Genomic DNA, 14,378 nt, shown 5'->3' on the forward strand with positions numbered 1-14,378 from the left:
CCTGACGGAACCATGAAACTATTCACCAAAGGCCTGCTGCTGATCGCGATACCGAGCGTGGTCGAACTCGCGCTGCTCGGGGTCGTCTTCGATACCCAGGAGCGCACCGCGCAGGCCGCGCGATGGGTCGACAACAGCAAGCAGATCCTCTACCAGTCGTCGGCCATCGTCGATCCGCTGCTGCGTCAGGCCGCGCGCGTACGCACCGCGATGGTGACGGGCGACGCGTCGCTGATCGACCGCCACGCGGTGTGGGTCGACCTGAACGACCGGCTCGCGAAGCTCGATGCGCTCGTCGCCGAAACGCCGGCCCAGGCCGAGCGCGTACACAGCATGCGGCGCGCGATCAACGCGTATCGGGACCAGCGTGTCGCGATCTCGCGGGCCTTGCATGAGGGCCGCAGTCTACGCTCCTATATCGCGCTCGAAACCCGCGAGTTGCCGGAGCAGATCGCCGTGTTCCGCGAGGAGTTGGCCCAGTTCGACGCGGCCGCGTCGGTACTCGATGTCGAGCGCTCGAGCGCGCTCGGCGAGCGTCGCGAGCTTCAGCAGCGCGCGCTGATCGCCGCGGCGTTCGGATCGATGCTGGTCTGGGCGGTCACCGCCTTCGTGTTCGCGCGCGGCATCGGCCGGCGCCTCGAAGTGCTGACCGATAACGCCGAGCGGCTTGGCAGCGGCCGGCCGCTCGCGGCGCCGTTGTCGGGCAGCGACGAAATCGCCGCGCTCGACGCGGTGCTGCATCAGACCGATGCGCGTCTGCGCGAGGCGGAAGCCGGGCAGCAGGCCCTGAAGACGGAACTCGAAACACGCGCGCGCGAACTGGCGGCCGTCAATGAGGAATTGCGCCAGGAAACGCAGGACAACGAGATGTTCATCTACAGCGTGTCGCATGATCTGCGCTCGCCGCTCGTCAATCTGCAAGGATTTTCGAGGGAGCTGCATGTGTCGTGCGACGAGCTCGACGGCCTTGTCGGGCAGGCTCGATTGCCGCAGAACGAGGCGCGGCGCATGACGCAGATTCTCGATGGCGACGTGCGCGAGTCGTTGCACTATTTGCGCACCGCGGTCGCGCGCGCGGCGACGATCATCGACGCGCTGTTGCGCATCTCGCGCGCGGGACGGCTCGAATACCAGTGGCAGCGGGTCAGCGTCGGGCGCGCGGTAGCGCGGGTCGTCGATGGGCTGCAAGGCACGATCGACCAGCGCGCCGCGAGCGTCACGGTGCGCGAGCTGCCGCCCGCATGGGGCGATCCGGCGGCGGTCGAGCAGATCTTCAGCAACCTGATCGGCAATGCGCTGACTTTTCTCGATCCGACACGCAGCGGGCGCATCGAGGTCGGCGCGCTGGCGCCCGAACCCGTCGACGACAGCGAGCCGCGCGCGGTCCGTATGCGCACCTATTACGTCCGCGATAACGGGCTCGGCATTCCGGCCGCGTATCTATCGAAGGTGTTTCGCGCGTTCCAGCGCCTGCATGCTGACGTCGCGAGCGGCGACGGAATCGGCCTCGCGGTGGTGCGGCGCACGGTCGAGCGGCACGGCGGGCGGGTCTGGGTCGAATCGGCCGAAGGCGCCGGCTCGACTTTTTTCGTGGTGCTGCCCGAACAGCCGGTGCGCTTCTGAACGCCGCGCATGCCAGCGCGGGCATGAATGACGAATCGTTGGCACGGAGAGCCTATGAATCACGCGCAAACGGTCAGCATCGTTCTGATCGAAGACGACGACGGCCACGCGACGCTCGTCGAGCGCAATCTGCGCCGCGCCGGCATATCGAACGGCTTCGTGCGCTTTCGCGACGGCCAGCAGGCGCTCGATTACTTCTTCGACCCGGCGCGCGCGCAGCCACTGACCGACGCCGACGGTCACCGGTATCCGCCGCGCGAGAACCTGGCGAATTTCGTCGTGCTGCTCGATCTGAAGATGCCGCGCGTCGACGGCTTCGAGGTGTTACGGCGTCTGAAGGAAGCCCCTGAGACCGCCGCGGTGCCCGTGATCGTGCTGACCACGACCGACGATCCGCGCGAAATCGCGCGCTGCTACGAACTCGGTTGCAACGTCTATGTCTGCAAGCCGGTCGAATACGATGCGTTTATCGAGGCCGTGCGCAGGCTCGGCCTGTTCCTGCAAGTGGTCAAGCTGCCGCCGGGGCATCGCCTCGGGCCGCGCTGAAGCAGTCCGAAAGCCGTTCGTGACAAGATGAACACCGTACTGAGCCAAAGAGAGCATCTGCATGACCGAAGAAGTGTCCGCGCCGCACGCCGCTTATGTGCTCGTCGTCGATGACGACGAGGGCATCTTGCGGCTCGCGCGCAAGTCGCTGGAACGCGCCGGCTGCCGGGTGGCGATTTGCGCCGGTGTCGAGGCGGCCCGCGAGCGCCTCGCGAGCGGCGGCCTCGACCTGCTGGTGCTCGACTATCAGTTGAACGGGCCCGAGACCGGGCTCGATTTCTTCCGGCGTCTGCGCGCCGAGGGCGTGCGCATTCCGGCGATCCTCGTGACCGGCTTCACCGACGAGTCGCGCGTGATCGAAGCGCTGCGCGCGGGCGTGTCCGATGTGGTACCGAAGTCCGGTGACTATCTCGACTATCTGCCGGAGGCCGTGGAGCGCGTGTTGTCGCAGGTGCGGCTGCAACGCGCGTCCGACGAAGCGCTGCTGCTGCGCGATCGCGAACTGCATTACCGCACGCTGTCGGAGACGTTGCCGCATCTGGTACTGACCTGCGACGCGGCCGGCGATTGCGACTTCCTGTCGAAGCAATGGTACGACTACACGGGCTTGCCCGAACATGGCTCGCACGGTCTCGCGTGGCTCGACGCCGTGCATCCCGACGATCGCGAGCAGATCCGGCAAAGCTGGCTCAAAGCCGTGGCGAGCCGCAACGGCGACTATCGGCACGAGATGCGGATTCGCCGTCACGATGGCGAGTACCGCTGGTTCGATATGCGCGTGGTCGCGGTGCGCGATGCCGAAGGCAAGGTCAGCAAATGGTTCGGAAGTTGTACCGACATTCACCCGCAACGCGAGGCGATCGAGGAGCGCGAGCGGCTGCTCCAGTCCGAGCAGGCCGCGCGCCAGGCCGCCGAAGAAGCGAATCGCGCGAAGGACCGTTTTCTCGCGATGCTGTCGCACGAATTGCGCACGCCGCTCACGCCAGTGCTCGCGGGCGCGAGCGTGCTAGAGATGATCCCCGAGCTACCCGAGCAGGCGCGTGCGAGCGTGCGGATGATCCGCCGCAACGTCGAACTGGAGGCACGGCTGATCGACGATCTGCTCGATCTGACGCGCGTCGCGAACGGCAAGCTGCGGCTGTCGCTGGAAACCGTCGACGTGCACGACGTGATCGACAGCGTGCTCGAACTCTTTCGCAGCGAAATCCAGGTCAAGCAGCAGGACGTGCACGTCGACAAGCGCGCGACGCATCACTACGTGCTCGCCGATCGCGCGCGTTTGCAACAGATGCTGTGGAACCTGATTCGCAATGCCGCGAAGTTCACGCCGGACGGCGGCCATATCTACGTGCGCACGCGCGACGAACGCATGCAGGTGCAGATCTCGGTCGAAGACACCGGCATCGGCATCGAGCCGGAGCAGATTGGCAAGCTGTTCAACGCGTTCGAGCAGGGCGACCAGAGCATGACGCGGCAGTTCGGCGGGCTCGGTCTCGGTCTTGCGATCACGAAGGCTTTGACCGACGTGCACGGCGGCACAGTGACCGCGCAGAGCCCCGGTCCGCATTGCGGCGCGACCTTCACCATCACGCTGCCGACCGCAGCCGCGCCCGCCGCGGCGCCGCCGGTCATCGTGCCGAGCACCGTGCAGCCGGCGAGCTCGCTGACGGTGCTGCTGATCGAGGATCATGCCGATACCGCGGACGTGATGGCCCAGTTGATGCGCGGCTTGGGGCATCAGGTAACAGTGGTCGGGCGCATCGACGATGCGCTTGCGGCGACGCAGTTGCAGAAGTTCGATCTTGTCGTCAGCGATGTCGGGTTGCCCGATGGCACCGGCCTCGATTTCATCGAGGCGTTTCGCGAACATTCCGACGCGCCAGCCGTCGCGTTGACCGGCTTCGGCACCGACGAGGACGTGCGCCGTTGTTTGAGCGCGGGCTTTACATCGCATCTGACGAAGCCTGTCAATTTCGGCCAACTCGAAGCGATGATCGAAAGCGCGGCGCAATTGAAGGCACAAAAGGATGCGTAAGGCTCGATAAAGGGCAGTGTGCTGAAAGCAGAGTGAAAACATAAAGGCCTGTTGCGAAGTCGATCGCAACAGGCCTTTTTTTATTTCACGCGCTCAGGAGTTTGAAGCCGAGCTTATTTAACAATTAACGTTGCTGGGTTTTCAGCGAATCGCGAATCTCGCGCAGCAGCAGCACGTCTTCCGGCGTCGGCGGCGGTTCCGCCGGCGCGGCTTGCGGCTCCTTGCGCAGTTTGTTGATGAACTTGACCATCAGAAAGATGATGAACGCGAGAATGATGAAGTTGATCGTCGCGGTAATGAACGAACCGTAGCCGAATACCGCCACGCCGGCCGTTTGCAGGTCTTTATACGATTCGGGGTTGCCTTTGTAGGTTGCCGGAATATGGCCGAGTCGAACGAACAGATTGGAGAAATCGAAGCCGCCGGTAGCGAGTCCGACGACCGGCATGATCAGGTCTTTAACCACGGAATTGACAATGGTGGAAAATGCGCCGCCGATAATCACACCGACGGCCAGATCCATCACATTGCCTTTGAGCGCGAATTCTTTAAATTCCTGGATCATGCTCATACATACACCTCCCTGATATGAATAGCCGAATCATACCAACCTGAAGCGGATAGGCTAGTGCTTTAGCCGCGATGCAACAAGCGCATTCGCCGTGCGTCGTTAATGAGGAAACTGTGACTTGCCATGACGCGCGCGCTCCAGATGCGCGGCAAAACTGACCGGGTCGATATTGGCTCCGCACAGCAGCACGCCCACGCGTTTGCCTTGCAACGGTTCGCGCAACGGTCCGAGCAGTGCGGCGGTGGCGGCCGCGCAAGCCGGCTCGACCGCGAGCTTCAGCTGATTGAACAGGATCAGCATCGCTTCGCGCAACTGATCGTCGGACACCGTGACGAGCCGATCGATATGGCGGCGGCACAACTCGTAGCTGTATTGCTCGGTATGCGGCGACATCAGCGAATCGGCGATGCTGTGCATATGGCCCATTCTGACCGTATGGTTGGCGGCAAAACTCTTGCACATCACATCAGAGCCTTCGGGTTCGACACCGTACACGTGCATGTTCGGATTCGCGAGCCGCAGCGCGGTGGAGACGCCGGCCGCGAGCCCGCCGCCGCCGATCGGCACGATCACCGCTTCGAGGTCGGGTGTTTGCGTCGCCCATTCGTAGCCGAGCGTCGCCGAGCCGAGCACCGTGCGATAACCGTTGAACGGGTGCACGAAATAACGGCCTTCCTCGGCCTCGATGCGGCGCACCAGTTCGAACGCGTCGGCGAGGTCTTCCGCGTAGACGATGTCGGCGCCATATTCACGGCACAACGCGACGCGCGCCGGATTCGCCGCGCTGAACAGCACGACCTTCGCGCTGACGCCGAGCCGCATCGCCGCATACGCGACGGCCACCGCGTGATTGCCGCCCGACACGCAGGTGACGCCCGCGCTCTTCTGCGCGTCGTCGAGCGCGAGCAGGTTCGTGAAGGCGCCGCGCGCCTTGAAGCTGCCGCCCGCCTGCAATAGCTCGAACTTGAAATTGACGACGGTGCCGCGCAGCGACGAGAAGTCGAGCCGGTCGAACACCGGCGTGCGCGCGACCCACGGCGTCAATGCGAAGTGCTGCGCGGCGATGTCGTCGAGCGTGGGGATCGGCTCGCCGTCGATCGTGTGATCCGTGTGCTGCTGCATGGCGCTGGACATGGCGGTCGCTCCGGAGTCGTCGATGTCGCTCAGACCCGTGGCGCGGCGCGCAGGTTCACCGCGGCTGCGCGCCGCTGCAACGAGACGGGCTAAGCGGCCTCGACCGACATGCTGTGGATGAACTTGCGCAGGAAGCGCTCGCACGCGACGAGCTGCGCGAGCTCGACGAATTCGTTCGCCTTGTGCGCCTGCTGGATGTCGCCGGGGCCGCAGACGATGCTCGGAATGCCCGCGTTCGAAAAGAGGCCGGCCTCGGTGCCGTACGCGACTTTGCGCTTGTCCTGGTCAGCCGTCAGCGCGCGCACGAGTTGCGTGATCGCGGCCTGTTCAGACGAATCGAGTCCGGGCGCCGCGGCGATCTTCGTGATCTCGATCGCCGCCGACGGATGCTCGCGCAGCATTTTCGGCAGCAGCGTGTCGCGCGCGTAGCTGTCGATGCGCGCGAAGATCTGCTCGGGATCGAGCGTCGGCAGATTGCGGAATTCGAACTGGAACTGGCACTCGGCCGGCACCGTGTTGATCGCGTTGCCGCCCGTGATCGTGCTGGTCTGCGCGGTGCTGAACGGCACGTCGTACAGTTCGTCGAACGGGCCTTGCTCGCGGAACTGGTCGGCCATGTCGCGGATGTAGCAGATCAGGCGCGCCGCGTACTCGATCGCGTTCAAGCCCTTCGGCGTCAGCGACGAATGCGCGGCCTGGCCGCGCACGCAGCATTGATACGCGTTGATGCCCTTGTGCGCGATGATCGGGCGCATGCTGGTCGGCTCGCCGACGATGCAGCCTTCCGGCTTCACGCCGCGCTTCATCAGATCGGCGATCATCAGCGGCGCGCCGACGCAGCCGACTTCCTCGTCGAACGACAGCGCGAGGTGGATCGGCTTCGCGAGCTTCGCGCGTTGCATGTCGGGCACGAGCGCGAGCGCCGCGCCGATGAAGCCCTTCATGTCGCAACTGCCGCGGCCGTAGAGCTTGTCACCGCGAATCTCGGGCTTGAACGGATCGCTGTCCCATTGCTGGCCATCCACCGGCACGACGTCCGTGTGGCCCGACAGTACGACGCCGCCGTTCGTTTCGCCATCGTGTGCGGGAATCGTCGCGAACAGGTTCGCCCATTTGCCGCCCTTGCCGTGTGTCAGCGTCGCGTCGATACCGACCGCGCGCAGTTCGTCGCGCACGGTTTCGATCAGGCCGAGATTCGGATTGCGGCTCACCGTGTCCATCGACACGAGACGTGTGACCCAGGGCAGAGATACCGGAGAAGAAGCGGGAGAAGCGGAGGAGGCGGACGACTGCGACGATTGCGCTGTTTCAGCGACGTGGGACATGACATGACTCCATCATTTTGTATCTATCGATCATATCCCATATTGCATTTTGGCAAGGGTAGCCAAAATGCCGGGCGCGCGTTGGCGCAGCGCAGCATCGATGCAAAAAACGGGGGACATCCCCCCGTTTTTTGCTGTTTCACGACCCTCAGCGCGCGGGCGCCGCCGCCGTGCCGCGGCTCGGCGAACCGAGCGCGCGCAAGGTCTCCTTGACGGTCGCGACGCGCACCGCGAGATCCGGGCTGCGCGTTTCGATGCGCAGCTTGTCCTGACCTGCGAGCTTGATGTGCTTGTGCTTCTGCACCATCTCGATGATCCTCATTGCGTCGATGGGCGGATTGGGGATGAACTGCAGGCCGATCACCGCTTCGCCGGCATCGATCTTCGAAATGCCGAGCGGCTTGGCGGCGAGCCGCAGACGATGCGTTTCCACCAGCGCATGCGCCTGCGGCGGCAGCTTGCCGAAGCGGTCGATCAGCTCCTCCTGGATGCCGTCGATCGAATCGCTGTTTTCGCAGTTCGCGAGGCGCTTGTACAGCGACAGACGTTCCTGCACGTCGCCGCAATAGTCCGATGGCAGGATCGCCGGCGAATGCAGGTTGATTTCGGTGGTCGCCGCGAGCGGCGCGGTGAGGTCCGGTTCCTTGCCGTTCTTGAGCGCTTTCACCGCGTCATTGAGCATGTCGGTATAAAGCTGGAAGCCGATCTCGTGAATCTCGCCCGACTGCTTGTCGCCGAGCACCTCGCCGGTGCCGCGAATTTCGAGGTCGTGCATCGCGAGATAGAAGCCCGAGCCGAGTTCCTCCATCTGCTGGATCGCTTCGAGCCGTCGCTGCGCCTGCTTGGTGAGCCCCTGCGGATCATGCACGAGCAGATATGAATACGCCTGGTGATGGGAGCGGCCGACGCGGCCACGCAGCTGATGCAATTGCGCGAGACCGAACTTGTCGGAACGATGGATCAGGATCGTGTTCGCGCTCGGCACGTCGATGCCGGTTTCGATGATCGTCGTGCACAGCAGCACGTTCGCGCGTTGCGCGACGAAGTCGCGCATCACCCGTTCCAGTTCGCGCTCGTGCATCTGGCCGTGCGCGACCGCGATGCGCGCTTCGGGCACGAGCGCCTCGAGCATCTGCCGGCGATTCTCGATCGTTTCGACTTCGTTGTGCAGGAAGTAGACCTGGCCGCCGCGCTTCAACTCGCGCAGCATCGCTTCGCGAATCACACTGTCTTCCTCGCGCCGCACGAAGGTCTTGATCGCGAGGCGCTTTTGCGGCGCCGTGGCGATCACCGAGAAATCGCGCAGGCCTTCGAGCGCCATGCCGAGCGTACGCGGAATCGGCGTCGCGGTCAGCGTCAGCACGTCGACTTCCGCGCGCAGCGCCTTCAGCGCTTCCTTCTGACGCACGCCGAAGCGATGCTCCTCGTCGATGATCACGAGCCCGAGCCGCTTGAACTGCACATCGGACGACAGCAGCTTGTGCGTGCCGATCACGATGTCGACCGAACCTTCGTTGATCTGCTGGATCGCCGCGTTCACTTCCTTGGTCGACTTGAAGCGCGACAGCTCGGCGATGCGCACCGGCCAGTCGGAGAAGCGGTCACTGAAGGTTTGCGTGTGCTGTTCGGCGAGCAGCGTGGTCGGCGACAGCAGCGCGACCTGCTTGCCGCCCATCACCGCGATGAACGCCGCGCGCAACGCGACCTCGGTCTTGCCGAAGCCGACGTCGCCGCACACGAGCCGGTCCATCGGCTTGCCGCCCGTCATGTCGCCGATCACGGCCGCGATCGCCGCGGCCTGGTCCGGCGTCTCCTCGAAACCGAAGCTCTCGGCGAACTTCACATAGTCCTTCGGTTCGAGCGCGAACGCGTGGCCTTCGCGGGCGGCACGGCGCGCGTACAGGTTCAGCAGTTCGGCGGCCGTATCGCGGATCTGCTGCGCGGCCTTGCGTTTGGCCTTTTCCCACTGGCCCGAACCCAGCGAATGCAGCGGCGCGCTTTCCGGATCGGCGCCGCTATAGCGCGAGATCACGTGCAATTGCGCGACCGGCACGTAGAGCTTGCTGTCGCCAGCGTATTCGAGGTGCAGGAACTCGGTTTCGCCTTCGCCGAGGTCCATCGTCACGAGACCCATGTAGCGGCCGATACCGTGCTGCGAATGGACGACCGGATCGCCCACTTTCAACTCGGACAGATCGCGCACCATCGAATCGACGTTGCTCGCCTGTTCCTGGCGGCGGCGTCCCGCGCGGCGCGCGAGCGGTCCGTACAGTTCGGTTTCGGTGATGATCGCGATGCCGTCGCCCGGCACCGCGAAGCCGTTCGCGAGCGGCGCGACGCCGAGCGAGAAGGGCGCATCGCTCTTGAGCCAGTCGGCGAAGCTGTCGGCCGAGGCGGGCTTCAGCTGGTTGTCGGCGAGCAGTTGCAGCAGCGTCTCGCGGCGGCCCGCCGATTCGGCGGCGAACAGCACGCGGTTCGGCGTCGTGCTCAGATACGCGCGCAGTGCCGACACAGGGTCGTCGGCATGACGGTCGATCGCGAGGTTCGGCAAGGCGATCGACCAGGCGCCGCCGCCGTTGCTGGGCAGCACGAGCCGTGCGAACGGCTTCGCGAACGTAAAGAAATCCTCGTCCGACAGGAACAGCTTCTGCGGTTCGAGAATCGGCCGGTCGCGGTCGTGCGACAGGAAGTTGAAGCGCTGTTTCGTGTCGTTGGTGAAGCGCCGGATCGCCGCGTCCAGGTCGCCGACGAACGCGAGCTGCGAACCGTCGGGCAGGTAATGGAAGAGGGTGGCCGTTTCGTCGAAGAACAGCGGCAGATAGTATTCGATGCCCGCCGACGGCACGCCGTTGCCGATGTCTTTATAGATCGACGCGCGGCTCGGATCGCCCTCGAAGGTCTCGCGCCAGCGGCTGCGGAATGCGGTGCGCGCGGCTTCGTCGAACGGGAATTCGCGGCCCGGCAGCAGACGCACGTCCTTGACCGGATAGAGGCTGCGCTGCGTGTCGGGGTCGAACGCGCGGATCGAGTCGACCTGATCGTCGAACAGGTCGATCCGGTAGGGCAGCGGCGAGCCCATCGGGAACAGATCGAGCAGCGAGCCGCGCACGCAGTATTCGCCGGGACGCACGACCTGGCTCACGTGCTCGTAGCCGGCGAGCGTCAGCTGCGCCTTCAGCTTCGCTTCGTCGAGCCGCTCGCCTTGCGAGAACGAGAACGTGTAGGCGGCGAGGAACGACGCGGGCGGCATCCGGTACAGGGCCGTCGTGGCCGGCACGAGCAGGATGTCGCAGCGGCCTTCGCCGAGATCGTGCAGCGTCGCGAGACGCTCGGAGACGAGGTCCTGGTGCGGCGAAAACGTGTCGTAAGGCAGCGTTTCCCAGTCGGGCAGCAGGCGCACGCGCGCGTCGGGGGCGAAGAAGCCGATTTCCTGCGACAGCCGCTGCGCGTCGACCGCGCTTTCGCAGACCACCGCCAGCAGCGGCATCTTCTCGCGGTAGGTGAGATGGTAGCGGGCGATCAGCAGCGCGTCGGACGAACCGCGCGTGCCGTCGAAGGCGAAACGCTGGCCGGCCTTGACGAGCGCGACGGGCGAGGAGGACTGCGAGGTTGCGGCGATGTCTGGCATAAAGGAAAGAAAGCGGCTCGGGGCTCACACGACGGCCAAGTTTACGCGTCCACGGGCGTGAATGCGAAGGACGTATTATAAAATCCGTCCTTTACTTTGACCTGGCGGCATCCGCACTCGTGACTTCCCGTCTCTTCGCCCTGATCCCGTGCGCGGGCACCGGCAGCCGTTCCGGCGCCGCGATGCCCAAGCAATACCGTACTGTCGCTGGCCGCGACATGCTGCATTACTCGCTCGCCGCGTTCGACGCGTGCAGCGAATTCACGCAGACGCTAGTCGTCATCGCGCCCGACGACCAGCACTTCGACGCGCGCCGCTTCGGCAATCTGCGCTTCGCGGTGCGGCGCGTGGGCGGCGCATCGCGCCAGGCGTCGGTGCTCAACGGTCTGCACGCGCTCGCCGAGTTCGGCGCTCATGACGACGACTGGGTGCTCGTGCACGACGCGGCCCGGCCCGGCATCACGCCGGCGCTGATCCGTACGCTGATCGGTTCGCTAAAGGACGACCCGGTCGGCGGCATCATGGCGTTGCCGGTCGCCGATACGTTGAAACGTATCGACCGTGCGTCGGCCGATGGCCGCATCGCCCGCACCGAGGCACGCGACGGCTTGTGGCAGGCGCAGACCCCGCAGATGTTCCGCATCGGCATGCTGCGCGAGGCGATCGTGCGAGCGCAGGCCGACGGCCACGATCTGACCGACGAGGCGAGCGCGATCGAATGGTCGGGCCATGCGCCGAAGCTCGTGCAAGGCAGCCTGCGCAACTTCAAGGTCACGTATCCCGAAGATTTCGATCTGGCCGAGGCGATTCTGAGCCGCGCCGCCGGTTCGTGATACCTCGTGTTTGCACCATGGAAAGATTTAGAAAGGCTTTAAAGAAGCATTAAAAGCTTCAGCACTTGAGGATGTGACGCATATGGATTTCAGAATTGGGCAAGGCTACGACGTGCATGCGCTGGTGCCGGGACGCGCGTTGATCATCGGCGGCGTGACGATTCCGTACGAACGCGGGCTGCTCGGTCACTCGGACGCGGACGTGTTGTTGCACGCGATCACCGACGCGCTGTTCGGCGCGGCCGCGTTGGGCGATATCGGCCGACACTTCTCCGATACCGACGCGAAGTTCGCGGGCGCCGACAGCCGCGTGCTGCTGCGCGAATGCGTGGCGCGCGTGAAGGCGGCGGGTTTTGCGATCGGCAACGTCGACAGCAGCGTGATCGCGCAGGCGCCGAAGCTCGCGCCGCATATCGAAGGGATGCGCGCGAATATCGCGGCGGACCTCGGCTTGCCGATCGAGCGCGTGAACGTCAAGGCGAAGACGAACGAGAAGCTCGGGTATCTCGGCCGCGGCGAGGGCATCGAGGCGCAGGCCGCGGTGTTGTTGGTCAGGAGCTGAACGGACCTTTGTTTCGGTGACTGGCGGTGCCGCTTACAGCGTCGCGCCGCCGATCGTCCGATTGCTCGGACATAGCTCTTCCGTTTGCAGGCCGTCGAGGATGCGCAGCACTTCTGTGGGATTTCGGCCCACGTAAAGGTTGTTGACCGACACGTGCTGGATCGTGTTGTCCGGATCGATGATATAAGTCGCGCGCAGCGCGACACCCGCTTCCTTGTCGCGCACGCCGAGCTGGTCGATCAGCTCGCCTTTCACGTCGCCGAACGAGTAGTGGTTGAGCCTGTCGAGCGCCTTGTACTCGCGGCGCCACGCGAGCTTCACATATTCATTGTCGACGCTGCCGCCGAGCAGCACCGCCTCGCGGTCCTCGAACTCCTTGACGAGCCTGCTGAAATCGACGATTTCCGTCGGGCAGACCAGCGAAAAATCCTTCGGATAAAAGTAGATGATTTTCCACTTGCCTGGAAACGACTGATCGGTGATGTATTCGAACGCCGAGACGCCGTGTTCTTCGTGATGGTTGAAGCCTGGCTTGGCGGCAATGACGGTGAACGCTTCGAGTTTATCGCCAACGGTTTTCATTCAAAGGCTCCTTCGAAAGTCGCAAAAAGCGGCGTGCTTCGAATAACGACGGCGCGCCGTCGGCTCACGCGCTCTTCGCGAGCGGAAACTCGATCGTCACTTCAAGCCCGGGTCCGGGCGAGCGGTTGCGCAGACGCAGCGCGCCGCGATAACGGGCGACGAGCCGCTGCACGATCGCCATGCCGAGGCCCGTGCCGTTGGCCTGGGTGCGCGCCGAATTCACGCGATAGAACGGCCGCGTGACGAGCGCGAGCTGGTCTTCGGGAATGCCGGGGCCTTCGTCGACCACCGACAGTTCGACGCGCGAATGCGACACGCGCGTTTCGAGAATCACGTGTGGCACACCGTCGCCGTCGCTGAGACCATATTTGCGCGCGTTCTCGAGCAGATTGCCGACCACGCGACGCATGTCGGTTTCATCGGCCTCGATCACCGCCGACGGAGCGAGCCGTGTGATCAGCCGCATGCTGTCCTCGCTTTGCATGCGTGCGGCCAGCTCGCTCGCGATCACCGACAGGTCTACCGGTTCCGGCACGCGCTGCACCGGACGCGCATAGTCGAGGAAGCGGCCGATGATCATGTCCATCTGCTCGATGTCGTCGACCATCGCGTCCTTGGTGGCCTGATCGGACGGGCTCATTTCGGTTTCGAGTCGCAGCCGCGCGAGCGGCGTGCGCAGATCGTGGGAGATGCCCGCGAGCATCAGCGCGCGATCGGCCTCGAGCTGTTCGAGGTCGCGCACCATCTGGTTGAAGCTTCGATTGGTTTCGGCGGCGACGCCCATGCCGCGCTCGGGCAGCGGCTCGGGCGATTGCCCGGAGCCGACCCTGCGCGCGGCCATCGCGAGACGCGCAAAAGGCCGGTTCACCAGACTCGTGATGAACGCCGCGCCGAACAGCGACAACGCGAGCGCGAACACGCCCCAGCCGGCCCACTGCAGGCCGGTCGCGTTGTCGAGCTGATCGCGGTCGAGCGCGACCCAGTAATCGTCGTCGTCGATCTTGAAGCTGATCCATACGCCGTTGATATCGTTGACGCTCTGCGCGATCACGGTGTCGTCGCCGAGACGGCCGCGGATGTCGTGCTCGATCAGGCGATTCAGCGATTCGTCGGGCTGGAGTTTGTATTTGTCGGTGGCTTCGCGCGGGTACACGCGCACCCCTTCATTGCTCTCCAGATCCTGCAGCAGCGCGCGCCGCAGGTCGGGATCGGAATAGAGGAGTGCGGTGCGCGTGAGTTTGACGATCGCGACGAGTTGCAGAGCCACACGCTGCGCGCGCGGCTCCCGCTCGATCACGCGAAAGCTCTGGAACCACGCGGCGAGACTGACTGCGATCAACAGCGCGATCAGCAGGAAGGTCCGCCAGAAAAGGCCGCCGAACGCGAGCGTCAGGAGGCGCCGGTCGATCCGCATGGGCCCTTCTTATCTGGAGTCAAAGACAGAAACTATATGGGACCGAAGCAGGTGCTTTGCATGGGACCAGGTGACGCACCGAAGCGCGAACTCTGGTCGACAGCTAAAGCGCCTACTCGGGTCGA

11 protein-coding genes are annotated in these 14,378 nt (G+C 64.6%); 5 read left to right on the forward strand and 6 right to left on the reverse strand.

The window, feature by feature from the left end:
- The first annotated feature begins 12 nt into the window (after positions 1 to 12).
- The 3 genes from GCT19_RS11470 to GCT19_RS11480 all read left to right on the forward strand — a co-directional run bounded on the left by GCT19_RS11470 (position 13) and on the right by GCT19_RS11480 (position 4,204).
- Complete coding sequence (locus tag GCT19_RS11470; protein ID WP_152851990.1) at positions 13 to 1,623, forward strand: sensor histidine kinase; 1,611 nt, start codon at positions 13 to 15, stop codon at positions 1,621 to 1,623.
- Between the two features lie 54 nt (positions 1,624 to 1,677).
- A complete protein-coding gene (locus GCT19_RS11475) occupies positions 1,678 to 2,169 on the forward strand; it encodes a response regulator (RefSeq protein WP_152851992.1) in 492 nt (163 codons plus the stop codon).
- A 61-nt stretch (positions 2,170 to 2,230) separates the two neighbouring features.
- Positions 2,231 to 4,204 (forward strand): hybrid sensor histidine kinase/response regulator, encoded by a 1,974-nt coding sequence (locus GCT19_RS11480; protein WP_152851994.1) that lies wholly within the window; start codon positions 2,231 to 2,233, stop codon positions 4,202 to 4,204.
- Between the two features lie 124 nt (positions 4,205 to 4,328).
- Here the strand turns inward: GCT19_RS11480 and mscL are convergent, their stop codons facing one another.
- The 4 genes from mscL to mfd all read right to left on the reverse strand — a co-directional run bounded on the left by mscL (position 4,329) and on the right by mfd (position 10,862).
- Positions 4,329 to 4,775 (reverse strand): large conductance mechanosensitive channel protein MscL, encoded by a 447-nt coding sequence (gene mscL / locus GCT19_RS11485; RefSeq protein WP_152851996.1) that lies wholly within the window; start codon positions 4,773 to 4,775, stop codon positions 4,329 to 4,331.
- A gap of 99 nt (positions 4,776 to 4,874) precedes the next feature.
- Positions 4,875 to 5,909 (reverse strand): threonine ammonia-lyase, encoded by a 1,035-nt coding sequence (locus tag GCT19_RS11490; RefSeq protein WP_152851997.1) that lies wholly within the window; start codon positions 5,907 to 5,909, stop codon positions 4,875 to 4,877.
- 89 nt (positions 5,910 to 5,998) lie between these two features.
- Positions 5,999 to 7,234 carry an acetylornithine deacetylase gene (gene argE / locus GCT19_RS11495; RefSeq protein WP_152851998.1) on the reverse strand — a complete coding sequence of 412 codons (1,236 nt, stop codon included), beginning with the start codon at positions 7,232 to 7,234 and terminating at the stop codon, positions 5,999 to 6,001.
- 148 nt (positions 7,235 to 7,382) lie between these two features.
- Positions 7,383 to 10,862 carry a transcription-repair coupling factor gene (mfd, locus tag GCT19_RS11500; RefSeq protein WP_152851999.1) on the reverse strand — a complete coding sequence of 1,160 codons (3,480 nt, stop codon included), beginning with the start codon at positions 10,860 to 10,862 and terminating at the stop codon, positions 7,383 to 7,385.
- A 119-nt stretch (positions 10,863 to 10,981) separates the two neighbouring features.
- Between mfd and ispD the strand changes: the two genes are divergently transcribed.
- Positions 10,982 to 11,695, forward strand: coding sequence for a 2-C-methyl-D-erythritol 4-phosphate cytidylyltransferase (gene ispD, locus GCT19_RS11505; protein ID WP_321576787.1), 714 nt, complete (start codon positions 10,982 to 10,984; stop codon positions 11,693 to 11,695).
- An 82-nt stretch (positions 11,696 to 11,777) separates the two neighbouring features.
- Positions 11,778 to 12,257, forward strand: a complete 480-nt coding sequence (gene ispF, locus GCT19_RS11510; protein ID WP_018432029.1) for a 2-C-methyl-D-erythritol 2,4-cyclodiphosphate synthase — start codon at positions 11,778 to 11,780, stop codon at positions 12,255 to 12,257.
- A gap of 33 nt (positions 12,258 to 12,290) precedes the next feature.
- Here ispF and GCT19_RS11515 read toward each other — a convergent pair whose 3' ends face one another.
- Both GCT19_RS11515 and GCT19_RS11520 read right to left on the reverse strand, forming a co-directional pair.
- Positions 12,291 to 12,839, reverse strand: a complete 549-nt coding sequence (locus GCT19_RS11515) for a peroxiredoxin (protein ID WP_018432028.1) — start codon at positions 12,837 to 12,839, stop codon at positions 12,291 to 12,293.
- Between the two features lie 64 nt (positions 12,840 to 12,903).
- A complete protein-coding gene (locus GCT19_RS11520) occupies positions 12,904 to 14,253 on the reverse strand; it encodes an ATP-binding protein (RefSeq protein ID WP_013089393.1) in 1,350 nt (449 codons plus the stop codon).
- Between the last annotated feature and the right edge of the window lie 125 nt (positions 14,254 to 14,378).

It is taken from the genome of Paraburkholderia atlantica, assembly GCF_009362785.1.
GTDB lineage: Bacteria > Pseudomonadota > Gammaproteobacteria > Burkholderiales > Burkholderiaceae > Paraburkholderia > Paraburkholderia atlantica.